The 24744-nt window shown below is 66.8% G+C and carries 26 protein-coding genes; 10 read left to right on the top strand and 16 right to left on the bottom strand.

Annotated elements, in window-relative coordinates:
• Positions 1 to 192: 192 nt before the first annotated feature.
• On the bottom strand, positions 193 to 2211 hold the full coding sequence (gene tkt / locus MF270_RS14750) for a transketolase (RefSeq protein ID WP_238366664.1): 2019 nt from the start codon (positions 2209 to 2211) through the stop codon (positions 193 to 195).
• A gap of 247 nt (positions 2212 to 2458) precedes the next feature.
• Here tkt and MF270_RS14745 point away from each other — a divergent pair, with 247 nt between their 5' ends.
• From MF270_RS14745 to MF270_RS14735, 3 genes are all read left to right on the top strand, one after another.
• Entirely contained in the window at positions 2459 to 2965 is a 507-nt protein-coding gene (locus tag MF270_RS14745) for a hypothetical protein (RefSeq protein ID WP_238366663.1), read from the top strand.
• Positions 2965 to 3357, top strand: coding sequence for a cell division protein ZapA (locus tag MF270_RS14740; protein ID WP_238366662.1), 393 nt, complete (start codon positions 2965 to 2967; stop codon positions 3355 to 3357). The genes MF270_RS14745 and MF270_RS14740 overlap by 1 nt, the downstream gene beginning before the upstream one ends.
• Positions 3358 to 3441: 84 nt before the next feature.
• The gene (locus MF270_RS14735; protein ID WP_238366661.1) at positions 3442 to 4602 is read left to right on the top strand and encodes a hypothetical protein; all 1161 of its coding nucleotides are present in this window, start codon (positions 3442 to 3444) and stop codon (positions 4600 to 4602) included.
• Positions 4603 to 4675: 73 nt separating this feature from the next.
• Here the strand turns inward: MF270_RS14735 and grxD are convergent, their stop codons facing one another.
• The 3 genes from grxD to MF270_RS14720 all read right to left on the bottom strand — a co-directional run bounded on the left by grxD (position 4676) and on the right by MF270_RS14720 (position 5972).
• Positions 4676 to 5038: a Grx4 family monothiol glutaredoxin gene (gene grxD, locus MF270_RS14730; protein WP_238366660.1), complete on the bottom strand. Its 363-nt coding sequence runs from the start codon at positions 5036 to 5038 to the stop codon at positions 4676 to 4678.
• 94 nt (positions 5039 to 5132) lie between these two features.
• Complete coding sequence (locus MF270_RS14725; RefSeq protein ID WP_238366659.1) at positions 5133 to 5369, bottom strand: BolA/IbaG family iron-sulfur metabolism protein; 237 nt, start codon at positions 5367 to 5369, stop codon at positions 5133 to 5135.
• Positions 5370 to 5435: 66 nt separating this feature from the next.
• Positions 5436 to 5972, bottom strand: a complete 537-nt coding sequence (locus MF270_RS14720) for a hypothetical protein (protein WP_238366658.1) — start codon at positions 5970 to 5972, stop codon at positions 5436 to 5438.
• A 257-nt stretch (positions 5973 to 6229) separates the two neighbouring features.
• Here MF270_RS14720 and MF270_RS14715 point away from each other — a divergent pair, with 257 nt between their 5' ends.
• Positions 6230 to 7090 carry a class I SAM-dependent methyltransferase gene (locus MF270_RS14715; protein WP_238366657.1) on the top strand — a complete coding sequence of 287 codons (861 nt, stop codon included), beginning with the start codon at positions 6230 to 6232 and terminating at the stop codon, positions 7088 to 7090.
• Positions 7091 to 7165: 75 nt separating this feature from the next.
• Here the strand turns inward: MF270_RS14715 and purL are convergent, their stop codons facing one another.
• The 3 genes from purL to MF270_RS14700 form a co-directional block, all read right to left on the bottom strand.
• Positions 7166 to 9331, bottom strand: coding sequence for a phosphoribosylformylglycinamidine synthase subunit PurL (gene purL / locus MF270_RS14710; protein ID WP_238366656.1), 2166 nt, complete (start codon positions 9329 to 9331; stop codon positions 7166 to 7168).
• Positions 9332 to 9404: 73 nt separating this feature from the next.
• Complete coding sequence (locus MF270_RS14705; RefSeq protein ID WP_238366655.1) at positions 9405 to 9968, bottom strand: DUF6151 family protein; 564 nt, start codon at positions 9966 to 9968, stop codon at positions 9405 to 9407.
• A 300-nt stretch (positions 9969 to 10268) separates the two neighbouring features.
• Complete coding sequence (locus MF270_RS14700; RefSeq protein WP_238366654.1) at positions 10269 to 11177, bottom strand: LysR family transcriptional regulator; 909 nt, start codon at positions 11175 to 11177, stop codon at positions 10269 to 10271.
• A 183-nt stretch (positions 11178 to 11360) separates the two neighbouring features.
• Here MF270_RS14700 and MF270_RS14695 point away from each other — a divergent pair, with 183 nt between their 5' ends.
• The 6 genes from MF270_RS14695 (at position 11361) to MF270_RS14670 (ending at position 18394) form a co-directional block, all read left to right on the top strand.
• On the top strand, positions 11361 to 14783 hold the full coding sequence (locus MF270_RS14695; protein WP_238366653.1) for an indolepyruvate ferredoxin oxidoreductase family protein: 3423 nt from the start codon (positions 11361 to 11363) through the stop codon (positions 14781 to 14783).
• Positions 14784 to 14865: 82 nt separating this feature from the next.
• Complete coding sequence (locus MF270_RS14690; protein WP_238366652.1) at positions 14866 to 15750, top strand: lysophospholipid acyltransferase family protein; 885 nt, start codon at positions 14866 to 14868, stop codon at positions 15748 to 15750.
• 7 nt (positions 15751 to 15757) lie between these two features.
• Positions 15758 to 16570 carry a glutamate racemase gene (gene murI / locus MF270_RS14685; protein WP_238366651.1) on the top strand — a complete coding sequence of 271 codons (813 nt, stop codon included), beginning with the start codon at positions 15758 to 15760 and terminating at the stop codon, positions 16568 to 16570.
• A gap of 100 nt (positions 16571 to 16670) precedes the next feature.
• Positions 16671 to 17120: a cytochrome c maturation protein CcmE gene (gene ccmE, locus MF270_RS14680; RefSeq protein ID WP_238366650.1), complete on the top strand. Its 450-nt coding sequence runs from the start codon at positions 16671 to 16673 to the stop codon at positions 17118 to 17120.
• A 96-nt stretch (positions 17121 to 17216) separates the two neighbouring features.
• The gene (locus MF270_RS14675; RefSeq protein WP_238366649.1) at positions 17217 to 17828 is read left to right on the top strand and encodes a holin-associated N-acetylmuramidase; all 612 of its coding nucleotides are present in this window, start codon (positions 17217 to 17219) and stop codon (positions 17826 to 17828) included.
• Positions 17819 to 18394 (top strand): holin family protein, encoded by a 576-nt coding sequence (locus MF270_RS14670; RefSeq protein ID WP_238366648.1) that lies wholly within the window; start codon positions 17819 to 17821, stop codon positions 18392 to 18394. The genes MF270_RS14675 and MF270_RS14670 overlap by 10 nt, the downstream gene beginning before the upstream one ends.
• Positions 18395 to 18565: 171 nt before the next feature.
• On the opposite strand, the gene MF270_RS14665 is transcribed toward MF270_RS14670, so the two are convergent.
• From MF270_RS14665 to MF270_RS14625, 9 genes are all read right to left on the bottom strand, one after another.
• A complete protein-coding gene (locus MF270_RS14665) occupies positions 18566 to 19186 on the bottom strand; it encodes a thiamine phosphate synthase (RefSeq protein WP_238366647.1) in 621 nt (206 codons plus the stop codon).
• Between the two features lie 65 nt (positions 19187 to 19251).
• Positions 19252 to 19581 (bottom strand): TfoX/Sxy family protein, encoded by a 330-nt coding sequence (locus MF270_RS14660; protein WP_238366646.1) that lies wholly within the window; start codon positions 19579 to 19581, stop codon positions 19252 to 19254.
• A 1-nt stretch (position 19582) separates the two neighbouring features.
• Entirely contained in the window at positions 19583 to 20875 is a 1293-nt protein-coding gene (locus tag MF270_RS14655; protein ID WP_238366645.1) for a branched-chain amino acid ABC transporter permease, read from the bottom strand.
• A complete protein-coding gene (locus tag MF270_RS14650) occupies positions 20872 to 21882 on the bottom strand; it encodes a branched-chain amino acid ABC transporter permease (protein WP_238366644.1) in 1011 nt (336 codons plus the stop codon). Before MF270_RS14650 ends, MF270_RS14655 begins: the two co-directional genes overlap by 4 nt.
• The gene (locus MF270_RS14645) at positions 21882 to 22226 is read right to left on the bottom strand and encodes a hypothetical protein (protein ID WP_238366643.1); all 345 of its coding nucleotides are present in this window, start codon (positions 22224 to 22226) and stop codon (positions 21882 to 21884) included. The genes MF270_RS14650 and MF270_RS14645 overlap by 1 nt, the downstream gene beginning before the upstream one ends.
• Positions 22226 to 22612, bottom strand: a complete 387-nt coding sequence (locus tag MF270_RS14640) for a hypothetical protein (protein ID WP_238366642.1) — start codon at positions 22610 to 22612, stop codon at positions 22226 to 22228. The genes MF270_RS14645 and MF270_RS14640 overlap by 1 nt, the downstream gene beginning before the upstream one ends.
• Positions 22609 to 23043 (bottom strand): hypothetical protein, encoded by a 435-nt coding sequence (locus MF270_RS14635; protein WP_238366641.1) that lies wholly within the window; start codon positions 23041 to 23043, stop codon positions 22609 to 22611. Before MF270_RS14635 ends, MF270_RS14640 begins: the two co-directional genes overlap by 4 nt.
• Positions 23040 to 23864: an ABC transporter ATP-binding protein gene (locus MF270_RS14630; protein WP_238366640.1), complete on the bottom strand. Its 825-nt coding sequence runs from the start codon at positions 23862 to 23864 to the stop codon at positions 23040 to 23042. Before MF270_RS14630 ends, MF270_RS14635 begins: the two co-directional genes overlap by 4 nt.
• Positions 23865 to 23961: 97 nt before the next feature.
• Positions 23962 to 24741 carry an ABC transporter ATP-binding protein gene (locus tag MF270_RS14625; RefSeq protein ID WP_238366639.1) on the bottom strand — a complete coding sequence of 260 codons (780 nt, stop codon included), beginning with the start codon at positions 24739 to 24741 and terminating at the stop codon, positions 23962 to 23964.
• Positions 24742 to 24744: the final 3 nt, after the last annotated feature.

Below are 24744 nucleotides of genomic sequence, written 5' to 3'. Positions count from 1 at the left end.
CGTGGGGGGCAGCGCCCCCCTCCCACCTGGTCACCTGGCAGAAAGGGCGGCCCAGTCGGACCGCCCCCTGTCTTCTTTCGTCCCGAAAATACCCCGGAGGAGTCCGCGGCACGCGGACGGGGGCTGGCCCCCCTTGCGCGCCGGCTCTGCCGGCGCGCGGGTCGGATCGCAAAGCGATCCGAAACCAGCCGGTCAGAGCAGCGCCTTGACCTTCTCCACCACCGCATCGGCGGTGATGCCGAACTTCTCGTACAGCACCTCCGCCGGGGCCGAGGCGCCAAAGCCCGTCATGCCGACGAAATCGGACCGGTTCGACCGGCCCCGTTCGCCCAGCAGCCAGCGGTCCCAGCCGCCGTCGCGCACGGCCGCCTCGATGCCGACGCGGACCGGCCCGGCGGGCAGCACGCGCTTGCGGTAGTCCTCGTCCTGCTCGGCGAACAACTCCATGCAGGGCATGGACACGACGCTCGTTCCGATCCCCTCGGCCTGCAGCTTCTCGCGCGCCTCCATCGCGATCGACACTTCCGAGCCGGTGGCAATCAGGATCGCCAGGCGCTTGCCTTCGGCCGGGGCCAGCACGTAGGCGCCCTGGGCCGTCAGGTTCTTCTGCTTGTGCTCGAGCCGCACCGCCGGCAGGTTCTGGCGCGTCAGCGACAGCACGGACGGGGTGGTCTTGGAGGTCAGCGCGATCTCCCAGGCCTCGGCGGTCTCGACCACATCGGCGGGGCGGAACACGTAGGTGTTCGGCGTCGCGCGGCTGATCGCCAGGTGCTCGACCGGCTGGTGGGTCGGGCCGTCCTCGCCCAGGCCGATGCTGTCATGGGTCATGACAAAGACCGACGGGATCTGCATCAGCGCGGCCAGGCGCATCGCCGGGCGGGCATAGTCGGTGAAGGCCATGAAGGTGCCGCCATAGGGCCGCTGGCCGCCATGCAGCGCCATGCCGTTCATCGCCGCTGCCATCCCATGCTCGCGGATACCCCAGTAGACATAGCGGCCATTGCGCGCGCCCACGTCAAAGACACCCATGTCCTGGGTCAGCGTATTGTTCGACCCCGTCAGGTCGGCCGAGCCGCCGACGGTTTCCGGCATCACCGGGTTCACCACCTCGAGCACCATTTCCGACGCCTTGCGGGTCGCGGCCTTGGTGGCATTTTCCGAGGCCTGCTTTTTCAGCGCGCGGATCACGGCGGGCAGCTTCTTGGGCACGTCGCGCTCGTAGACGCGCAGCAGGCGGTTGCGGCGGATGTCGCCGGTTTCGGCCAGGCGGGCCTCCCAGGCTTCGCGCTCGGTCTTGCCGCGGGCGCCGATGGCTTCCCACTTGGCCTTGATGTCCGAGGGGATCTCGAACGGGCCATGGATCCAGCCCCAGGCCTTCTTGGCGGCGGCGTTCTGATCGGCATTGGTCAGCGCGCCGTGGCCTTTCGACGTGTCCTGCGCGGCGTGGCCCAGGGCAATATGCGTCTTGCAGGCGATCATCGACGGCAGGCGCGATCCCTTGGCGGCCTCGATGGCGGCGTCGATGGCGGCCGGGTCATGCCCGTCGATCTCCTGCACGTGCCAACCGCTGGCGCGGAAGCGCTTGGCCTGGTCGGTCTTGTCCGACAGGCCCACTTCGCCATCGATGGTGATATTGTTGTTGTCCCAGAAGACGATCAGCCGGCCCAGGCGCAACCGGCCGGCCAGGCCGATGGCCTCTTGGCTGACACCCTCCATCAGGCAGCCATCGCCGGCGATCACATAGGTGTAATGGTCCACCAGGTCTTTGCCGTAGCGGGCGCGCTGCATCTCTTCGGCCATGGCGAAGCCGACCGAGGTGGCGATGCCCTGGCCCAGCGGGCCGGTGGTGGTCTCGATCCCCTTGGCATGGCCATATTCCGGGTGGCCCGCGGTGATCGCGCCCCATTGGCGGAAGTTCTTGATCTGGTCGATCGTCATGTCCGCATAGCCCGTCAGGTGCAGCAGCGAATAGAGCAGCATCGAGCCATGGCCCGCCGACAGGATGAAACGGTCGCGGTCGATCCAGTCGGGGTTGGAGGCGTCGAACTTCAGGTGCTTTTCGAACAGCACGGTCGCCACGTCGGCCATGCCGATGGGCATGCCGGAATGGCCCGAGTTCGCCGCGGCCACGGCATCCAGCGTCAGGGCGCGGATCGCGGCGGCACGCATCCAGTGGTCGGGATTGGCTTTGCGGAGGGCGTCGATGTCCACGGGGCGGACTCCTCTGGTTGACGATGTTAGCGCCCACATCGGGCGTTAATCTCGCCCGGACCGGGCGTCCGATCTGCTGCCGCTGCATAGCAGTCCCGGCCATAAAGGCAAGCGATCTGGCCCCGCGCGCGGCGAAATGCCGAAGGGGGGGTAATTTCCGTCGGCCGCCGTTACACTTGGCCCATCAGGCGGCCCCGAGGCGATTCGCTCGTGGATCCCGGGGCCAGGCAAGACGAAGAGGCAGACCATGTCCGAGATCGAAGAGCTGGAACGCCGGATCTCCGCCGCGATGGATCGCATCGCCCGCGGGATCGAGGCGATCGAGCCGGCAGAGCCCGCGGCCCCGGCGGCCGATCCGCAGGACCTTGACGACCTGCGCACCGCGCTTGAGGAAGAGCGGCTGGCCAATGCCCAGCTGGAAAGCCGGCTGAACGCCATTCACGGCCGCCACGCCACGGAAAAGGCCGCGCTGCAACTGCAGGCGACCGAGGCGCGCGGCGCGCTGGCCGCGCTCGAGGTCGAGATGCAGCGCCTGCGCCGCATCAACGCCCAACTGGCCGAGAACAACGCGGCCCTGCGCGCGGCCAACGAGGCCGGCGTGGGCGAGCCGCACCTGATCAACACCGGCATGCGGACCGAGCTGGAAAGCCTGCGTGCCGCGCGCTCGGCCGACCGGGCCGAAACGCAGGCCATCCTCGACGTGCTGACGCCCATGGTCGAAGCCGCCACCGCCGAGAACGAGGAGACCGCCTGATGCCCGAAGTCGAGATCACCATCGGCGGCCGCAGCTTCGAGGTCGCCTGCGCCGCCGGCGAGGAACATTACCTGCAATCGGCCGCCAAGATGCTGGACATCGAGGCCTCGGCCCTGGCCGGACAGATCGGCCGCTTGCCCGAGGCGCGGATGCTGCTGATGGCGGGGCTGATGCTGGCCGACAAGACCGCCGGGCTCGAGGACCGGCTGCGCGAGGCCGAGGACCGCATCGCCGCGCTGACCGAGCAGACCCGCGAGATGGGCGCCGCCCCGCCGCCGGAGCCCGAGCGGATCGAGGTGCCGGTGGTGCCGCAAAGCGTCACCGACACGCTGTCGGAAGTGGCCGCCCGGGCCGAGTCGCTGGCCGAGGAGCTGGAACAGAAGGTCGGCTGAGGACGCGCATTCCGCGAAGCCCTGATCTGTGTTAAACTCTGCGTAGAAATTACGCAGATTTGACACATCTATTCGGAGCCCGCGATGTCCGACCCGGCCGCAGACACCTCCAGCCGCAGCCCCCGGTTCGGGGAGGATCACACCAACTGGATGCGGGCGCTGGGATACGCGCTGCTGGCCTCGCTGCTGGTCGTTTTGTTCCTGGGCGTCTCGCATGGCGGTGGCACGGTCTCGCGCCCTGCGGCGACCTTTGCCGGGCTGGTGCTTGCCGGTGCCGCGGCGATGGTGGGGGGCTTTCTGGGCTTCATCTTCGGCATTCCCCGCGCGCGGCAGACCCCGGACGCCGACGGGGATTACAACGAGAACACCAATCTCGAACAGATGTCGGATTGGCTGACCAAGATCGTTGTCGGGCTGACGCTGGTCGAATTCGGACCCCTGCGCGACCAGTTGATCGTCGCGGGCGGGGCGCTGGGACCGGTGCTGATCAAGGGCGATGCCGAGATCCAGACTGCCGTGGGCGTGGCGTTGATCCTGTATTTCCTGATCCTGGGGTTCCTGTTTTCCTACCTCTGGACGCGGGTCTACATGGCGACCGTGCTGCGCCGGCAGAACGCGCTATCGACCCGTGAAATCAAGGACATCGTCGCCGAAGAGCGCAAGCGCGAGGCCAGCGCCGACAGCGACGCGATCGAGCTGGTGGCGCGCTACCTCGAGCCCGAGACCAACCCGGACGACCCGATGTTCCGCGGGCTCAAGGGCAAGGTGCAGGCGGCCTCGGTCCTGGCGCGGTCGATCATTTTCGACCGGGCGCGCAACGTGCGGCGCGAGAACTGGCTCAAGCCCGAGCGGACGGCGCTGGTCGACCGCACCATCCCGGTGTTTCAGGGGCTGATCGCGGCCGATCCGGACGGGTCTTACCGCAACTACGGCCAGCTGGGCTATGCCATGGTCAAGTCAAGCAATCCGGACTGGGCCGAGGTGCAGCGCATGTTCGAAACCGCGATCGAGAAGCGCCCCGAGAGCAGCGAATTCGGCGCGGGCGCCTATGAGTACAACCTGGCGCTGGCACTGGTCATGCAGGATCCGGCCTTCAAGGCCGGCACGCCGTCGGATGCGGAGACCCGCGCCCGGATCGCGGATTTGCTGGATGTCGGGGTGGAGGTGCTGAAGCTCGAGGCCGAGAAACCGCTTGAGGACTGGGCCCGGTTGAACAAGTACGGACCATTTGCGGACAGCCAATGACGACAAGGCCGGGCGGTTTGCGCCCGGCCTTGACTGGAAATCTCGCTCAGGCGGTGCGAACCGCCGTGAGGGATCAGGCGTTGGCCTCGCGGATCTTCTCGGCGGCGGCCTTGTCGTAGCTGACGCCGCTGTCTTCGAACAGCTGGTCCAACTCGCCCGACAGGGTCATCTCGGTGATGATGTCGCAGCCGCCCACGAACTCTCCCTTGACGTAGAGCTGCGGGATGGTCGGCCAGTCCGAGTAATCCTTGATGCCCTGGCGGATCTCGTCATCGGCCAGCACGTTCACGTCGGTGAAATCGACGCCCATGTAGTTCAGCACGCCGGCCACGCGGCTGGAAAAGCCGCATTGGGGCATGGACTTGGTGCCTTTCATGTAAAGCACCACGTCATGGGCTTTGACGGTTTCGTCGATACGGGTCTTTGCGTCGGTCATGTCGCGTTTCCTTGTCGTCGGACGTGGGCTCACGTCGCGCGGGGTCTGTGGAGTCGGGCGGTCGGCCCGGCCGTCGGTCTCTGGCGCCCGGGGCTCAGCCCGGGACGCGGGTGGTCAGGGCCAGCGCGTGCAATTCGCCCGCGCTGCCGTCCATCTTGCCCTTGAGCGAGGCATAGACGGCGCGCTGCTGCTGCACCCGGTTCATGCCGCGAAAGCTTTCGTCGACCACCTCGGCCGCGAAATGCTGTCCGTCGTCGCCCTGCACGGTGATGCGCGCCTCGGGAAAGGAGTCGCGGATCAGGGATTCGATTTCGGCGGCGGTGATGGCCATAGGGGGCTCCGTTGCTTGGGATCTTGCCCGAAATGTAATTGGGCCGGGCAGGGGCTGCAAGGGGCGCTAGGCCGGGCGGCGCGGGGCCGGGGGCGGCGGCAGGGTCACGGGCGCGCGGCCCGTCACGTGCCGTTCGAGCCCGCGCAGGAACAGGTGCACCTCGGTCTGCAGGGCGCCGGTGGCGCGGGCGGCCACCGTGTCACGGGTCAGCGGTGCGCGGATCGCCGCGATATGCGCCTCGGCCGCCTGCCGTTCGGCGGGCGTCAGCGGCAGGGTCAGCGCGGTCTCGAGCAGCTCCCACAGGGAATGCAGCAGGCGCATATGGGCAAAGGCGTCGATCATCGGGCGCATCAGTTCCGGTTCGTCCTGCCAGCTGGCACCGCCGAACAGCTCCTGCGTGACGCGCTGGCCGGCGCCAAGACAATCATAGGCCGCGCAGCCGGAAAAACCCTTGTCCTCGAGCGCGTCATGGATCGTGCAGAGGTGGCGGCCGAGGTTCGGGCAGGGCCGCCCGGCCGGCTTGTCGTGCCCGAACCGCGCGCCCTTGTCGAAGGCAAGCGCCATGCAGCAAAGCGCGGCACAGCGGCCACACTCGGCTGTCATCCGGGGCTGTGAGGGGGATCGCGCGAACATGGCCCGACAGTGTCGATTTGCTGCTGCCAATGCAAGATGCGCCGGGCGCCCGCCGCCCGCGTGTAGCGGGCGTTCGCGGGGGCGCGCGCCCGAACTCTGGGCAATAGCGGTGCGGCGCGGGAACGCAGGCGCCGCCCCGAGCGGCCTCGACGGCAAGTTGTGGGTGCCATCCGGATATGGCTGCGCTATTCGACGGGTAACATTTCTGCCGAATCAAGGAGAGACCCATGGCTTTTGATCTGCCGATGCGAGCGAAGAAATCGTTCAATGAGCGTTGGAATGGCGGAATGGGCGCCGTTGACGGGTTCGACCTGACATTCATCAATGCCATCATCCAGCGGGACAAGCCCAAGCAGGTGGTCGAGATCGGCTGCGCCTCGGGCATGTCCACCGCGCTGATGTCTCTCATGCTCGACTCGATCGGCGGCGGGCGCATCGACAGCTATGACCTTGCGCAAAATTACTACGTCGATCCGTCCAAGAAGGTCGGCTACCTGGTCGACGAGATCGCGCAGCAGTCGAAGACGGTCGTCGACATCCACCGCGGCCACACCGCCGTGGACGTGGGCGAGAGCTGGGATCCAGCCAGGCCGATCGACTTCTGCTTCATCGATGCCAGCCACCAGCACCCCTGGCCGCTGATCGACACGCTCTGCGTCATGCCCTACGTGCGGCCGGGCGGGCTGCTCGCGCAGCACGACCTGATGATGTATATCGACAAGACCAACAAGCTGGCCATCGGCCCCAAGATGCTGTTCGATCAGGTGCCGCAGCGCGACCTCGTGACCTTCAACAGCCTCGTGGACCCGTCCAAGGTCGAGGGGCTGCGGACCCGCAAGTTCGCCGGCAACATGTTCGCCATCAAGCGTCCGCCGCAGCTTGCGCGTATCGGCCTTGCGCTGTCGCGCGGCTTCTACCTGCCCTGGAGCGTGGCGCAGCCCATCCCCGAGGACGTGCTGATCCGGGTCGAGGCGATCCTGCGGCGGCATTACCCCAAGGGCGTCGTGCAGGCGTTCAACGACGGGATCGAGCGCTACCACGGCATGTCCGGTCTGACGCTGAAGCACGGGTACCTGCCGCCGAGCTGACCTTGGGTCTATGGCGCAAGAAAAAAGATCCGGGGCGGCTGGCCCCGGATCTTTTCGTTTCGACGGTTCGTGCGGTCAGGCGAAGGCGCCGGCAAAGGCCCCGCGGTACAGCGACGACAGCTCGGAGAGCGGCGCTTCGCTGCCGGCGATCTTGACGCTGTCGCCGGTGAACTTGCCGACACTGCGGATCGGCACGCCCGCCTTGCCGGCATTGACCATCAGCGCCTCGGCCTGGTCAAAGCTGCAGGCGACGAGGTAGCGCGCCTGGTCTTCGCCCCAGAGCTGGCGCATGTCGGTGTCGTCGAGCTGCACGCCGACGCCGCCGGCCTCGGCCATCTCGAAGGCGGCGAGCGCAAGGCCGCCGTCGCTGAGGTCGGTGCAGGCCTTGATGAACTCGCGGTTGTCGCGGATGAAATCGCCGTTGCGCCGCTCGGCGGCAAGGTCGACATGGGGCGCGTCGCCCTCGACACGGTTGAAGACCTCGGCCAGCAGGGCCGACTGGCCCAGGTGCCCGACCGTGTCGCCGATCAGCAGGGCGACATGGCCGTCGCGCGCGGTGCCCAGGATCGGTTCTTCGCCCGCGGCGATCAGGCCCACGGCGCAGATCGTCGGGGTCGGCAGGATGCCCTGACCGTCGGTCTCGTTATACAGCGACACGTTGCCGGAGACGATGGGCGTATCGAGCGCGGCGACTGCGGCGCCGATGCCCTTGATGGCGCCCACGAACTGGCCCATGATCTCGGGCTTTTCGGGGTTGCCGAAGTTCAGGTTGTCGGTCGTGGCCAAGGGCTTGGCGCCCACCGCGCAGAGGTTGCGGAAGGCCTCGGCCACGGCCTGCTTGCCGCCCTCGACCGGGTTGGCCTTGACGTAGCGCGGGGTCACGTCGCTGGTGAAGGCCAGCGACTTGCCCGTGCCATGCACGCGGACGATGCCGGCGCCGCGGCCCGGCGCATTGACCGTGTCGGCCATGACCATGTGGTCATATTGCTCCCACACCCATTGGCGCGAACAGTAGTTGACCGAAGACACCAGCGCCTTCAGCGCGTCGATGGCATCCACCGTGGGGATCGAGGCGGCGTCCAGCGGCTCCACCGCCGGGGTCTCGACCCAGGGGCGATCGTATTCCGGAGCAGAGCCAGACAGGGTCGCCAGCGGCAGGTCGGCCTTGATCTCGTTGCCGTGCAGGATGAGGAACCGGTCCTCGGGGATCGTCTCGCCCACGATGGCGAAATCGAGGTCCCACTTTTCGAACACCGCCCGCGCCTCGGCCTCTTTTTCGGGCTTCAGCACCATGAGCATCCGCTCCTGGCTTTCGGACAGCATCATCTCGTAGGCGGTCATGTTCGCCTCGCGCTGCGGCACGTCGTCGAGCTGCAACTTGATGCCCAGACCGCCTTTGTCGCCCATCTCGACGGCCGAGCAGGTGAGACCAGCCGCGCCCATGTCCTGGATCGAGATCACGGCCCCGGTCTGCATCAGCTCGAGCGTCGCCTCCATCAGGCGCTTTTCGGTGAAGGGGTCCCCGACCTGCACGGTGGGGCGCTTTTCCTCGATGCTCTCGTCGAACTCGGCCGAGGCCATGGTCGCGCCGCCGACGCCGTCGCGGCCGGTTTTCGCGCCCAGGTAGACAACGGGCATGCCGACGCCGCTGGCGGCCGAGTAGAAGATCTTGTCGCTGTCGGCGAGGCCGGCGGCGAAGGCGTTGACCAGGCAGTTGCCGTTATAGGCGGGGTCGAACCGGACCTCACCACCGACCGTGGGCACGCCAAAGCAGTTGCCGTAGCCGCCGATGCCTTCGACCACGCCATGCACCAGCTGGCGGGTCTTGGGGTGCGCCTGCTCACCGAAGGACAGCGAGTTCATCGCCGCAATGGGCCGCGCGCCCATGGTGAAGACGTCGCGCAGGATGCCGCCCACGCCGGTCGCCGCGCCCTGGTAGGGCTCGATATACGACGGGTGGTTGTGGCTCTCCATCTTGAAGACCACGGCCTGGCCGTCGCCGATGTCGACCACGCCCGCATTCTCGCCCGGCCCGCAGATCACCTGAGGCCCCTCGGTCGGCAGGGTGCGCAGCCATTTCTTGGAGGACTTGTAGGAACAATGTTCATTCCACATGGCGGAAAAGATGCCGAGCTCGGTAAAGGTCGGCTCGCGGCCGATGATCTCGAGGATCCGCGCGTATTCGTCGGGCTTCAGCCCGTGGCTTGCGATCAGCTCTTCGGTGATGGCTGGTTCTTGCATCCCATGTACCCCCAATGTCGGCTTGGCCGCTCTTTAAGCCATGCAGGACTTGGGGGGAAGGGGCCGCGCGGCTTCAGCGCGGTGTCGCGGCCGCGCGTTCCTCGAGTGTCAGCACGGTCGGGGGCGCGATGGGCGCACCGCCGGCGGTGAAGAACGGGCTGGCACTGCGGCCGGACAGCTTTGCCTGGGCCGCGCGGGCAAAGAGCGTCGCGACGGCACCAAGCATCCCGCGTTCCTTGACGGGGCGCCGGGCGGCCTTGGTCTGCACCTGCGCGCGGGTCCGGCCAAAGCTGTCGTCCTCGGGACGCAACACCGCGCCGACAAAGGGAAATCCCGGCTTCGGCAGGGTGTTGGCGATGGGCGTGTTGCAGCAGGTGGTGTGCCAGCGGAACAGCCCCCTGGGGCCAAGTCGGGTCAGCCCGACCCGGTCCGTCCCATCGGGAAAGGAGATCGCCACCGGGATGGTCTGCCGCAGCTTGGTCCCGCCCGCGCTGTCGAGGTAGCCAGCGGCGCCAAGATGCTTGGCATAGGCTTGGCAATCGGCGCAGTAGCACGTCACCACACGGCCCGGCTGGGCGCCGTCGATCTGCCATCGGGTCCGGCCGCAGTCGCAGGTCATCTCGTGCTGGTCGGTCATCTGTCCCTCCGGTCCCCGCAATCCACGAAGATTGCATCAATGCGGGCGGTTGACTACCGCCGATGGCCAAAAAAAAAGGCCGAGCACTAAGCTCGGCCGTAGTCCAACAGGGAGGTGAAGGGGCAAGCGCGAAGCGTCGCCGCCTTCAAGGGATGAATTAGTGAGCAGTCCGCGTACGATCAAGACTTTTCATGCCGCAGACGCAGCATAACGGCCATGCGTGTTGCGCATATCGCACACCAATAGGTAGGTATTGCAGCATGTTAGCGCACGCCTGCCGGTTTCAATAGCGATTCGCGGTCAGGCCACGGCCGCTTCGTCGCGCAGCTTGCGCCGGTGATCCATGATCTCTTCGGTCACGAAATCCCGGAACGCGGCGACTCGCTTCGAGGCGCGCAGCTCCTCGGGGAAGGCGAGGAAGACGGGCACCTCGTTCGATTCGACATTGGGCAGCACGCGCAGCAGGTCGGGGAAATCCTCGACCAGGTAATCGGGCAACACGCCGATGCCGAGATCGTTGAGCACGCCTTGAAGCACGCCGAAGTAATTGTTCACGGTCAGCAGCGAATGCACGTCATAGGTCATCAACTCGGCCACGAGGCTGGCGCCCGCACTGACCTGGGTCGAGCTGGGGCTCTGGCAGATCAGACGGTGATTGCCCATGTCCTCGAGCCGTTCGGGAAGGCCCTTTGCGCGGATGTAATCGGGCGAGGCGTAAAGGCGCATGCGCACGGACATCAGGCGGCGGCGGATCAGGTCCGCCTGGCTGGGTTCCTTCATGCGGATGGCGACATCGGCCTCGCGCATGGGCAGGTCCAGCACGCGTTCTTCGAGCATGAGGTCGATGTTGAGGTCGGGGTATTTCTCGTAGAGCTTGGGCAGGCGCGGGGCCAGCCAGAGCGAGCCGAAGGCAATGGTCGTGGTGACGCGCAACTCGCCGAACACCTCTTCTTCGCTGTCCTTGATGCGCGCCGATGCCGCCTCGAGTCGCTTGGACATGGCGGCCGTGGCATCGAACAGCAATTCGCCCTGCTCGGTCAGGATCAGCCCGCGGGCATGGCGGTGGAACAGGGTGGTGTTCAGCGATTCCTCGAGCGCGCGGATCTGGCGGCTGACCGCCGATTGCGACAGGTGCAGCGCCTCACCCGCATGGGTCAGGCTGCCCGCGTCCGCGACCGCGTGGAAGATTCTGAGCTTGTCCCAGTCCATTTTGCCATCCGTTTCGTCCTGCTCGCGCCTTTACATACAGCATGGCGGGCGAAGGTCACCAATCTCTTACCGGAAAATTGATCTCCGCACTCTATACAGGTCAGCAATTGCGACCTATTATCACGACAGAGCTACACATCTGCCCGTTCCTTGGGCAAGCTGGAGCACAGAGGAGGAGACCGCATGACCCTACAGGCCGTCTCGTTGCAGGACCGCTTCGATCTGACGAAATCGCCGGTGCTGCTGACCGGAACCCAGGCGCTGGTGCGTCTCATGTTGATGCAGAAGGAACGCGACCGACAGGCCGGGCTGAACACGGCCGGGCTGTGCACCGGGTATCGCGGCTCGCCGCTGGGCTCCGTCGACATGCAGATGCAGCGCGCCGAAAAGCTGCTGACCGAGCATGACATCCGCTTTCAGCCCGGTCTGAACGAAGACCTCGCGGCGACAGCTTTGTGGGGTGCGCAGCAGGCCGAGCTGCGCGGTGAGGGCAAGTATGACGGGGTCTTCGGGCTTTGGTACGGCAAGGGGCCGGGCGTGGACCGGACGGGCGATGCCTTCCGCCATGCCAACATGGCCGGGACGTCGGCGCATGGCGGCGTGCTGGTTGCCATGGGCGATGATCACACCGGCGAAAGCTCGACCGTGCTGCACCAGTCCGAATGGGCGCTGGTCGATGCCTACATGCCGATCGTGTCCCCCGCGGGCGTGCAGGAGATCCTCGACTACGGCATCTACGGCTGGGCGCTGAGCCGCTTTTCCGGCCTCTGGGTCGGGCTGAAGACCATGAAGGATACCATCGAAACCACGGCCGTGGTCGATGGCAGCCCGGATCGGATGAACGTGGTTCAGCCCGATTTTCCCATGCCCGACGGGGGCTTGAACATCCGGCTGCAGGACACGCCGCACCTGCAGGAGGCGCGGATGATCGACCACAAGCGCTTCGCGGCCGAAGCCTTCGCCCATGCCAACAAGATCAACCACCGCGTCTGGGGCAAGCCGGGCGCAAAGATCGGTTTCGTCGCGGCGGGCAAGAACTGGCTGGACCTCGTTCACGCGCTGAGCCTGCTCAATATCGACGAGGCCGAGGCCGAGCGGCTGGGCATCACCACCTACAAGGTGGGGCAGGTCTGGCCGATAGACATGCAGGGCTTTCACGACTGGGCCGAGGGGCTCGAGTTGATCGTGGTGGTCGAGGAAAAGCGCAAGCTGATCGAGGTGCAGGTCAAGGAGGCGATCTTTGACGACCGTCGCGGCCGCCGGGTCTATGGCTGGCACAAGGGTGGCGGGGCAGGGTCCATGCACGGGCCCGAGCTGTTCCAGACCAAGTCCGCGCTGGATCCGGTAATGATCGCCGAGCGGCTGGGCACGATCCTCTGCGAGGAAGGCCGCGAGACCGACGGCATCCGCGCCGGCATGGCGCAGCTGGCCGAGGCGCGCCGCGCCGACAATGCGCAGGACCTCGCGGCGCGGGTGCCGTATTTCTGCGCCGGCTGCCCGCACAACACCTCGACCAAGGTGCCCGAGGGCAGCCGCGCCTATGCCGGGATCGGCTGTCACTACATGGCGCAATGGATGGACCGCGAGACGCTGGGCTTTACCCACATGGGGGCCGAAGGCGCGAACTGGATCGGCGAGGCGCCGTTCTCGACGACCCCGCATGTCTTCCAGAACCTCGGCGACGGGACCTACAACCACTCGGGCATCCAGGCGATCCGCGCGGCCCATGCGGCCGGCACGCGCATCACCTACAAGCTGCTTTACAACGACGCGGTCGCCATGACAGGCGGGCAGGGCAATGACGGGGGGCTGACCGCCCCGCGCATCGCGCGCGAGCTTCTGGCCATCGGACTGCCGCATGTGGCGCTGGTCTATGACGAGAAAGAGGATATTGATCTCAATAACTTCCCCTCCGGTCTTGAAGTTCATGAGCGGGCCGAGATGGACGCCGTTCAGCGCAAGTTCGCGCAGTACGAGGGCACCACGGCCATCCTCTACCTGCAGACCTGCGCGGCCGAAAAACGCCGCCGCCGCAAGCGCGGCACCTTCCCGGACCCGGACAAGCGCGTCTTTATCAACACCGATGTCTGTGAAGGCTGCGGCGATTGCGGCGTGCAGTCGAACTGCGTCGCCATCGTCCCCGAGGAAACCGAACTGGGCCGCAAGCGCGCCATCGACCAATCGGCCTGCAACAGGGATTTTTCCTGCCTCAAGGGCTTCTGTCCGTCCTTCGTGACGCTCGAAGGCGCCAAGGTGAAGAAGTCGGAAACCGCTCAGCTGGACCTGCCGGACATGGTGGAACCGGCGCTGCCGCAGATCGACGGCACCTGGAACGTGGTCATCACCGGGGTTGGCGGCACGGGCGTCGTGACCATCGGCGCGGTGCTGGCCCAGGCCGCCCAGATCGACGGCAAGGGTGCAGGCATGATGGAGATGGCGGGCCTTGCCCAGAAGGGCGGCGCGGTGCATATCCATTGCCGTCTGGCTAATTCCCCCTGCGATATCAGTGCTATCCGGGTCGCGACGGGCGAGGCGGACGCGCTGATCGGCGGCGATCTGGTGGTCAGCGCCGGGGCCAAGACGCTGGGCCTGACCGCCTCGGGCCGCACGGGCGCGGTGGTCAATAACCACGAGATCGTCACCGGCGATTTCACCCGCAACACCGAGTTCCGCATCCCGAGCGCGCAACTCGAGCTGTCGCTGCAGGCCCGGCTGCGCGACCGGGTGACCCTGTTCGACGCCAGCGAACTGGCGCGGGCCGTCATGGGCGATTCGATCTTTTCCAACATGATGATCTTTGGCGCGGCCTGGCAGAAGGGCCTTGTCCCGCTGTCGCGCGAAGCGATCCAGGAGGCGATCCGCCTGAACGGTGCGGCCGTCGAGCGCAACCTGCGCGCCTTCGAAATCGGCCGCTGGGCCGTCCTGCACCCCGAAGAGGCGGCGCGCATGGCCGCGCCCAAGGTGGTCGCGCTGCCGAAGACGCTGGAGGATCGGATCGCCTTCCGCGCCGAACACCTGACCGCCTACCAGTCCAAGCGACTGGCGAAACGCTACCGCAAGCTGGTGGACGGGATCGCGGATGCCGAGGTCCGCGAAGCCGTGGCGCTCGGCTATCACAAGCTCTTGTCCTACAAGGACGAATACGAGGTGGCGCGGCTGCTGCTCGACACGCGCGAGAAGGCCGGCGAGGTCTTTGAGGGGGATTTCAAGATGTCCTACCACATGGCGCCGCCGATCCTCAGCAAGACCGGCCCCGACGGCCGCCCGGTCAAGCGCCAGTTCGGCGAAGGCATGGGGCGGATGCTCAAGGTCCTGGCCAGGATGAAGGGCCTGCGCGGCACGCCGCTTGATCCCTTCGGGCGCTCGGCCGAGCGCAGGATGGAGCGGGCGCTGATCACACAATACGAGGCGGACATGGCCGAGGTGCTGCCCAGGCTCACCGACGCGACCCGCGACCCGATCGTGGCGCTTGCCAAATTGCCCTTGCAGATCAAGGGATACGGGCCGGTGAAGGAGGCAAACGAGGCGAAAGCCGCCAAGCGGCGCGAAGAACTGCTGGCCGTGATCCGCGCCGGCGGCGAACAGCAGGCGAAGGCCGCGCAATAGCCAAGCCTGTCATATCTCTGTCACGCCCGTGTTTCATAGGCAGGGGCGCCGCCCGCCGGCGCCCCTTGCACGGCCATAGACCATGACCCGCCACGTCGCCCGCGATATCTCTTACGCCCATTCGGCTGCCACCCGCGGCGGCCGTACCCTGATCAAGCTGATGGAGAATGCCACCGGCCGCATCGGCCTGATCCGCAAGGCGAGGGGCTACGACCTCGAAGTGGGCGAGGGGCGGGATTTCTGGCAGGTGATGGTCGAACGCTACCGTCTGTCGCTCGAGCTGATTTCAGGCTCGCTGGACATGATCCCGCGCGACGGCCCGCTGGTGGTGATCGCGAACCACCCCTACGGCATCCTCGACGGGCTGGTGCTGGGGCATCTGCTGTCCGCGACGCGCGGCGATTTCCGCATCCTTGCGCACCAGGTGTTTCGCAAGTCCGACGACCTTGCCCGCGTGATCCTGCCCATCGCCTTCGACGAGACGCGCGCGGCCGTCGCGACGAACCTCGAGACGCGGCGCCTGGCGCTTGACTACCTGCAGGCCGGCGGCGCGGTGGGTGTCTTTCCCGGCGGCACCGTTTCGACCGCCGCCACTCCCTTTTCGCACCCGCTCGATCCCGGGTGGCGCGGGTTCACGGCGCGGATGATCGCGCGGTCCGGCGCCACGGTCGTGCCGGTCTATTTCGACGGCCACACCAGCCGCATGTTCCAACTGGCCAGCCACCTGCACACGACGCTGCGCATGGGGCTCCTGATCCGTGAATTCCGCGCACGCGTCGGCACGCCGGTCAGCTTGGCCATCGGCGCACCGATCCCGCCGGACGAAATTGCCGCACGCGCCCGGGACACGCGGGAATTGATGGATTTCCTGCGCAAATCGACGTATGAGCTTTCCCCGAAGCCCCTCGTTCACCTCGGGTACGGTTTCGAGTTCGAAGAAAAACACGAAAAGCTCGGAAAGCACTAAGCGCCTCATGTCAGTTGGTATTTTCGATTCCGGCCTGGGCGGTTTGACCGTGCTCGACGCCGTGACCAAGCGCCTGCCGGACCTGCCGGTGGTCTATTTCGGCGACAACGCCCACGCGCCTTATGGCGTGCGGGATGCTGATGACATCTACGACCTGACCACGGCCGCCGTGCAGCGCCTGTTCGACGAAGGCTGCGACCTGGTGATCCTGGCCTGCAACACCGCCAGCGCCGCTGCGCTGCGCCGTATGCAGGAATCCTGGGTGCCCCGCGACAAGCGCGTGCTGGGCGTCTTCGTGCCGCTGATCGAGGCGTTGACCGAACGCCAGTGGGGCGACAATTCCCCGCCGCGGCAGGTGGCCGTGCAGAACGTCGCGTTGTTCGCCACGCCGGCGACGGTCAGCAGCCGCGCTTTCCAGCGCGAACTGGCCTTCCGCGCCATCGGCGTCGATGTCGAGGCGCAGGCCTGCGGCGGGGTGGTCGACGCGATCGAAGAGGGCGACATGATCCTCGCCGAAGCCCTCGTGCGCAGCCATGTCGACGCGCTGAAACGCAAGATGCCAAAGCCTGAGGCGGCCGTGCTCGGCTGCACCCATTACCCGCTGATGGAGGAGATCTTCCAGGACGCGCTTGGCCCGGATGTCGAGGTCTTTTCCCAGCCGCGGCTCGTGGCCGACAGCCTGGCCGACTACCTGGAACGTCACCCGGACAAGCGCGGGGCCGGCGACAATTCCAAGTTCCTGACCACGGGCGACCCTAAGCGCGTGTCGGGCGGAGCCACCCGGTTCCTGCGCCGCGAGATCACGTTCGAGAAAGCCTGACCAAAGGCGCATTGGACGGCCTCGCCTGCGGCGATATGATCCCGTTGCAATCGCGCCGCGGATGATTACATCGCGTTTACAGAATGTCGGAGGCCGTGCCATGAAGTCGCTGAAAAAGACCCGCCGGATCCAGGTGATCTTTGTCACCGTCTTCGCCCTGATCCTCGCAACGGGGCTGATCGGCTATGCCATGCGCGACGGCATCAACTTCTTCCGCTCGCCCAGCCAGGTGCTGGCCGAACCGCCCTCGGCGAACGAGACCTTCCGCATCGGCGGGCTGGTCGAGGAAGGCTCGCTGCGTCGCGGCCAGGGCCATGTGGTTTCGTTCAGCGTGACCGATGGCGGCGCCTCGGTGCCGGTGACCTTCGAAGGCATCCTGCCCGACCTCTTCGAGGAAAACCAGGGCATGGTCGGCACCGGGCGCTACATCAACGGCGTCTTCGAAGCCTCGGAAATCCTTGCCAAACACGACGAGACCTACATGCCGAAAGAGGTCATCGACGCGCTCAAGGAACAGGGCGTCTACAAGGAAGCGGACACCGGCTCCTGACCCCCGCGCAACACCTTGCGTGACGAGCAACCTGCGCCCGCTTAACCCCTTGCTGCCAGCTTTTGCGATCATGAGCAGCAGCAGCAGGGGTGCGACATGCACAACGTCCGCGATATCGCCGCAGAGATCGTCGCCCGCGAGGGTGGCTACGTCAACGACCCGCACGATCCGGGCGGGGCGACGAATTACGGGGTCACCATTCACACCATGCGCCGGCTGGGGCTTGACCTGGACGGCAACGGTCGGGTCGATGCGACGGACGTGCGGCGCCTGACCCGCGACCAGGCCGTCGAGATCTTCATCGACCATTACTTCACCCGGCCCGGGATCGCGCGCCTGCCGCAGGTGCTGCAGGCCTCCGTTTTCGACATGTATGTCAACGCCGGGGCCAACGCTGTGAAGATCCTGCAACGCCTGCTGGTGCAGATGCGGCAGGAGGTGACCGTCGATGGCGTCATCGGCCCGCAGACGGCCGCCGCCGCGCAGCGCGCCTGTGAGGCCGCGCCGGATCACATCGCCGATGCCTACGGGATCGCCCGGCGGAACTACTATTTCGGCCTTGCCGATGCCCGGCCCGCCTCGCGCAAATACGCCCGCACCCGCGCCGGCGGCAAGGGCGGCTGGATCCGCCGGGCCGAGGAATTCATCAGCCCGCGCTATCACATGAGCGACGCGGAGTTTGCCCGGAGGGTCGCGGCATGGGGCTGATCGGACGTCTGCTGTCGACCGTCTTCGGCGATGGTCGCAACGTGGTGGCCGAGACGGCCGAGGTCTTCCGCGTCAATGCCGAGGGCCAGGCCAAGCGCGAGGCCGAGCTGCGCGCCGCAGCTCTGGCGCAGTTCGGGGCGGAATTCGCCGTGCCGCGCCGGGGTCTCTTTGACCGGCTCATGGATGCGCTGAACCGCGTGCCGCGACCGGCCATGGCGCTGGGAACTCTGGCGCTGTTCGTGTCGGCCATGGTTTCGCCGCTGTGGTTCGCCGAACGGATGCAGGGGATCGCGCTGGTGCCCGAACCCCTGTGGTGGCTGCTTGGCGCCATCGTCAGCTTCTATTTCGGCGCGCGTCACCAGGTGAAGGGGCAGGAGTTCCAGCGCGAGATCGCCACGACCATGGCCGCCGTGCCCACCATGGTCGAGAACGTCGAGGCCCTGCGCAGCCTGCGCTTCGACAGCCCGGGCGCGGCGCAGACCACGACCGACGCCGCGCTCACGCTGCAAACCATCGAGCCCAGCGACAACCCGGCGCTGGACGACTGGCGCCGCAGCGCAGCCTGATCCTCTTCACTTGCCAACAAACTCCGGGGGCCAGCCCGTCGCCATTGGTCCAAGAGACAATGGCGACGGGCTGGCCCCCGCAGTGCCACCTCGGCCAAAGCCGGACCGTCGGACCGGGGCGCTGCCCCGGACCCCGGAGTATTTTCAGAAAAGTGAAAGCAGGGGCGGGGCCTAGCCCATCACGGCCGTGAAGCGGCGCAGGGCGGCAAGCGGATCCTCGGTGCCCCAGATCTCGTCGCCGAGGGCAAAGAAATCGGTGTAGGGGGCGAGCGAGCGGACCATGTCCACGTCGAGCCCGCCTTCGGCCACCACGGGCAGCTCGATCAGCTCGGACCACCAGTGGAACAGCTCTTCGTCGGCGAGCGTGCCGTCGCCAAGGGCCGCACCTGACAGCGGGCCGAAGGCGACGTAGTCGCTGCCCGCTTCGCCGGCGCTCATGCCGTCGTGCCGCGAGGCGCCGCAGAAGGCGCCGACGATGGCGTCCGGACCCAGTTCCTTGCGGGCATAGCGCACGCCCTTGCCGCCAGTGGTCAGGTGAACGCCGTCGAGCCCGTGCCGTTCGGCCAGGCCCAGGTGATCGTCGATCACGATGGCCACGTCCCGGGCATGGGCGATGTCGCGCAGCTGGTCCGCGGCGCGGCCCAGCCGGTCCTCGTCGCGCGAGGCCAGCGCGATGCGCAGGCAGGCGACCTCTTCGGCGTCGAGCACGGCTTTCAGCCGGTCGGAGAAGGTCGACAGCTCGATCTCGGCCGGCGTGATGAGGTAGAGGCCGGGGCGCTCGTCTTGGGCCATGGTCTTTCGGTCCTTTGCGGGGTCCGGCAGGGATTACCGCGTCGCGGCCCGCGCGGCAAGAGAGGCTATTTCGGTGGCAGGCTGGCGGCGTGGTCCAGCGCCATCGCCAGCCATTGCCCGCGGCGGGTGTCATCTGCGAGCGCGTCGGCCGTCACCTCGATCATTCCGCCCATGGGCCGACCGGTGAAGGTCATCGGCCCCGCGCCCTCGATCGCGCGGGCGGCCGCTTCGGACGGCTTGCCGACGCGGAACATGGCGCCGTCGCGCGTCACCCCGCCCAGCATGTGGCCGTGGCGCAGGAAGCAGAGGCCGCCGAACATCTTCTCTTCGCTCACCCCGTCCAGCTCGGTCAGGTCGTCGCGGATCAGCTGGGCCAGGCCTTCGTCATAGGCCATGTCACCGCTCCGGGATCAGACCGCGCGGGGAAAAGCGCAGCACCAGCAGCAGCACCAGCCCCATGGTCAGCAGCCGCATATGTGCGACCGAGTCGAGCAGGTGGGCCTTGAGCGCCGATCCGTCCGCCATGCCGGCCGTGATGACGCTCATCAATGCCTGGCCCATGGGTTCGACCTGCACCCAGAGGAACCAGATCAGGAAGCCGCCCAGCACCGCGCCGAAATTGTTGCCCGAGCCGCCGACGATCACCATGACCCAAACGAGGAATGTGTAGCGCAGCGGCTGGTAGGTCCCCGGCGTCAGCTGCCCATCGAGCGTGGTCATCATCGCGCCCGCAATCCCGCAGATCGCCGAGCCGAGGATGAAGATCTGCAGGTGCCTGCGCGTGACGTCCTTGCCCATGGCCTCGGCCGCGACCTCGTTGTCGCGGATCGCGCGCATCATGCGGCCCCAGGGCGAATGCAGCGCCAGCTGCGCCAGCACCAGCAGGATCACCAGCACGATGGCAAACAGCACACCATAGCCCAGCTTGACCGTGTAGGTCGAGGCGGTGACGGCATCGAGGCCGAAGCCTGCCGCGCGCTCGACAAAGGCCGGGTCGGCCTGCAGGTCGACCTCGTAAGGGACCGGGCGGGGCAGGCCGATCACGTTCTTGACGCCGCGCGCCAGCCAGTCCTCGTTCTTGATGATGGCGATCAGGATTTCGGCGATGCCCAGCGTCGCGATGGCCAGGTAGTCCGAGCGCAGCCCCAGCGCGGTCTTGCCGATCACCCAGGCGACGCCCGCGGCCATAAGCCCGCCGATGGGCCAGGCCAGCAGCACCGGCAGGCCAAGCCCGCCCAGGTAGCCCGTGGCGGCCGGGTCCACCGCCTCGACCGCGTCGACGGCCGGATCGAGGATCCAGCGGTAAACGAAGAAACCCACGATCATCAGTGCGGTCAGCGCCAGCCCGCGGTTCCGCCCCTTGGGCATCCGTTTCCAAAGCAGGATGGCGGTGGCGATCAGCCCCGCGCCGAAGGCGAGCGCGCCGATCAGGCGCGTGCCGCCTGCGCCCCAGGCCTCGGGCACTGGCGGCATCGAGGTCAGCACGACCGCCAGCCCGCCCACGGCGACAAAGCCCATGATCCCGACGTTGAAGAGCCCCGCAAAGCCCCATTGCAGGTTCACGCCAAGGCTCATCACCGCGCTCACCAGTCCCATGTTGAGGATCAGCAGCGCCGTGTTCCAGCTTTGCACGAACCCGGTGACGAGGATCAGCGCGGCGACGGCGGCAAAGAGAAGGGCGGCTCTCATACGGATTTCCCCCGGAACAGGCCCGTCGGGCGGAACAGCAGGACAATGACGAGGATCGCGAAGCTCACCGCGAACTTGTAATCGGTGGACAGGAGCTGCACGAGCCCCTCGGGTTCCAGGCTTTCGGGCAGCGCGTAGCCCAGCACCTTTTTCCAGGCATAGGTGACCGTCACCTCGGAAAAGGCGATCAGGAACCCACCCGCGATGGCGCCCAGCGGCGAGCCGAGCCCGCCGACGATGGCGCTGGCAAAGACCGGCAGCAGCAGCTGCACGTAGATGAAGGGCTTGAAGCTCTTGTCGAGCCCGTAAAGCGTGCCGGCGATGGTCGCGAGCGCCGCCACGATCAGCCATGTGACCAGCACCACCCGTTCGGGGTTGATGCCCGACAGCAGCGCCAGGTCCTCGTTGTCGGAATAGGCGCGCATCGACTTGCCCGTGCGCGTGCGGTTCAGGAACCAGAACAGCGCGATCACGACCACGATGGCCGTCGCCAGCGTGATCGCCTGGGTCGAGCGGATCGCCAGCCCTTCCTCGAGGCCGGTCATTTCCTTGAACGTTCGGGCGCTCACCAGGAACCGCTCGCCATCGGCAAAGCGCTGGTCATCGGGGCCGATCACGATCCGGATGAGGCCGTTCATGACGAACATCACGCCCATGGACACGATCACCAGGATCACCGGCTTGGCCTTCTGCACCCGGTAAAAGCGGTAGACCACCCGGTCGGTCCCCAGCACGAAGAGCGCCGTCAGCGCGATGCCGAAGGGCAGGGCCAACAGGGCCGTGGGCAGGGGGCCAAGGCTGAACCCCATCGACTGGATCCACCAGGTCAGCAGGATCGTGACCATGGTGCCAAAGGCCATCGTCTCGCCATGGGCAAAGTTGGAAAAGCGCAGGATGCCGTAGACCAGCGTCACCCCCAGCGCGCCAAGCGCCAACTGGCTGCCATAGGCGATGGCGGGGATCAGGACGAAGTTCGCCAGCGCGACGAAGGCGTTCAGAAGGTCCATCAGAAGGCCCCCTCGCAAGTGCCGTGGTAGGTCACCACCTGCGGCCCGTCCTCGATTTGCGCGGTGAACCGCGCGCCGTCCTCGGTCACGGTCAGCAGGTAGGTGGACTTGGAATCGTTGGCGAAGATGTTGATCACGTCGCGCAGTTCGCGGATTGCGACCACGTTGAAATCGCCGGCATCGGTGCGGATCTCCTGCCCCTCGGTGTCCACCTCGAAGGTGAAATCCGCCCCGGCGCAGGTCTCGGTCTCGTAGCATTCCATGTTGAAATTGCACGAAAAGGTATTCGCCATGGCAGAGGTGGCGAGAATGGGCAGGGCGGCGAGGGCGATCAGAAGTTTCATCATTCGGTCCGGCAGAGGAATCGGGTCAGCTGGCCGCGCCCCTCGGGCGGCTGGCGGTGAAGGATCATGAAGGCTTCGGGCTTGGACCCGCGCCCACCGTCGTAGATCAGCGTGTGCTGAACGCCGTTCAGGCCCCAGACGAACGGCCCGAAGGCGCCGGCCGAGCGGGCAGGGACGGTCTCGCCGCCCGTGGTCAGCTGGAAGGTGCCCGAGCCGTCGGCGGCGACGTCCTGCGGGGCCAGCACGATGTCCAGTGCCTCTCCGCCCTGCGGGCAGGGCTGATCGGGGGCGCACATGTGGTCTTGCAAGCAGTCGAAACGCACCCGTGCGCCTTCGGCCGCGGCGGGGCCGGCGATGGATAGCAAGACCAGGGCCAGGTGTCTCATGCGCGTTCCTCTGCAGTCGTGGTGTCGCGGCAGGTGCCGGCGCCGATGCCCTTGGCCTCGGTCGCGGCGGCAGGCGTGGCAAAGACGGTGAAGTTGCGCCCGTTGAGGCGGATCTCCAGCACGCCATGGGTCTCGTCGCGGCTGGTATAGGTGACCGTGTCGCCGTCGCGCAGCACCGACACCTTGGTGGGCCGGGTGCCCAACCACAGCGCCGCCCGGTCGTGATCGCCCTTGGGCACAAGGATGAATTGGCCGGGCATGGCTTCGGTGCAAGTGGGATCGGTGCAGCTGTACGTCTGGACGTCGCAGGCCAGCGCGGGATAGTCGCGGACCTCGGTCGCCCGCGACCAGACCGACCAGAAAACCGCACCGGCCCCCAGTGCGATCGCCCCGAGCGCAAGGCCCGCATATGCCCCCGCGCGCCCGGTCATCCGCCCAGGAAACTCCGCCGGACCTGTTCGTCCGCCAGCAACTCCTTGCCGGTGCCGGTATGGGCATTGGCGCCCTGCACCAGCACGTAGCCCTTGTCGGCGATCTCCAGCGCCTGGCGCGCGTTCTGTTCGACCATCAGGATCGGCAGGCCGGTGCGCGCCACCTCGATGATCCGGTCAAAGAGCTCGTCCATCACGATGGGGCTGACCCCGGCGGTCGGTTCGTCCAGCATCAGCACCTTGGGCTGGGTCATCAGCGCCCGGCCCACGGCCACCTGCTGGCGTTGCCCGCCGCTGAGCTCGCCCGCCGGCTGGCGCCGCTTTTCCTTGAGGATCGGGAACAGGTCGTAAACCTGCGCCATGGTGTCCCGGAAATCGTCACGCCGGATGAAGGCGCCCATCTCGAGGTTCTCCTCGACGCTCATCGAGGTAAAGATGTTGTGGGTCTGCGGCACGAACCCCATGCCCTTGATCACGCGGTCCTGCGGCGAGAGGTCGGAAATATCCTCACCATCCAGGCGCACCGCGCCACCCCGCAGGTCGAGCATGCCAAAGACCGCCTTCATTGCCGTGGACTTGCCTGCGCCGTTGGGGCCGACGATCACCGCGATCTCACCCTTCTCGACGCTGATCGTGCAATCATGCAGGATGTCCGGCCCCTTGCCGTAGCCCCCGGTCATGCTGTCGCCAATGAGGTACGGCCCCCCCGGCGCCGGTCGCGTTCCGCCCTTATGCTCAGGCACGGCCGAGCCTTGCCCGTCCGGGTTCGCGATCGACCGGTCCTTGTTGCCCCGGTCGTCCTGGTAAGCCGAGCCGCTCACGACCGATCCCCTGCTTCATTTTGCCAGCTAAACTCCGGGGGAGTCCGCCCCAGGCGGACGGGGGCAGCGCCCCCTCTTTCGGAACTGCGCGCAAAGCTCATCCCACGGCCTCCTTGTTCTTGAGCCCGGTGCCCAGGTAGGCCTCGATCACCCGCTCGTCGGCCTTGATCTCTTCGAGCGTCCCTTCGGCCAGCACCTTGCCCTCGGCCATGCAGATCACGGGATCGCACAGGGACCCGATGAAATCCATGTCATGTTCGATGACGACGAAAGTATAGCCGCGCTCTTCATTCAGCCGCCGGATCGCGTCGCCGATGGTGTTCAGCAAAGTCCGGTTCACGCCGGCGCCCACCTCGTCCAGAAAGACGATCCGGGCATCGACCATCATCGTGCGTCCCAGCTCGAGCAGCTTCTTCTGCCCGCCCGAGATCTGCCCGGCCTTGTGATCGGCCAGATGGCTGATGGTCAGGAACTCGAGCACCTCGTCGGCCTTGGCCTTCAGCGCGCGTTCCTCGTCGGCGATACGCTTGCGGCCGAACCAGGTGTTCCACAGCGTCTCGCCCGACTGGCCGCCCGGCACCATCATCAGGTTCTCGCGGCAGGTCATCGAGCTGAATTCATGCGCGATCTGGAAGGTGCGCAGCAGTCCCTTGTGGAACAATTCGTGCGGCGGCAGGCCCGTGATGTCCTCTCCGCCCATGGTGACACGGCCGGAAGTTGGTGGAAGAACGCCTGCGATCACGTTGAATAGCGTGGATTTTCCCGCGCCGTTCGGCCCGATCAACCCGGTGATCGACCCCGGCGCGATCTCGAGCGTGGCGCCGTCTACAGCGCGAAAACCGCCGAAATGGCGGTGCAGGGCCTCGACCCGGATCATGGC

The sequence above is a fragment of the Mesobacterium pallidum genome (assembly GCF_019966535.1).
Lineage (GTDB): Bacteria > Pseudomonadota > Alphaproteobacteria > Rhodobacterales > Rhodobacteraceae > Mesobacterium > Mesobacterium pallidum.
Note: the sequence above shows the minus strand (reverse complement) of the source record. Positions and strands in the feature narration are given on the sequence as shown.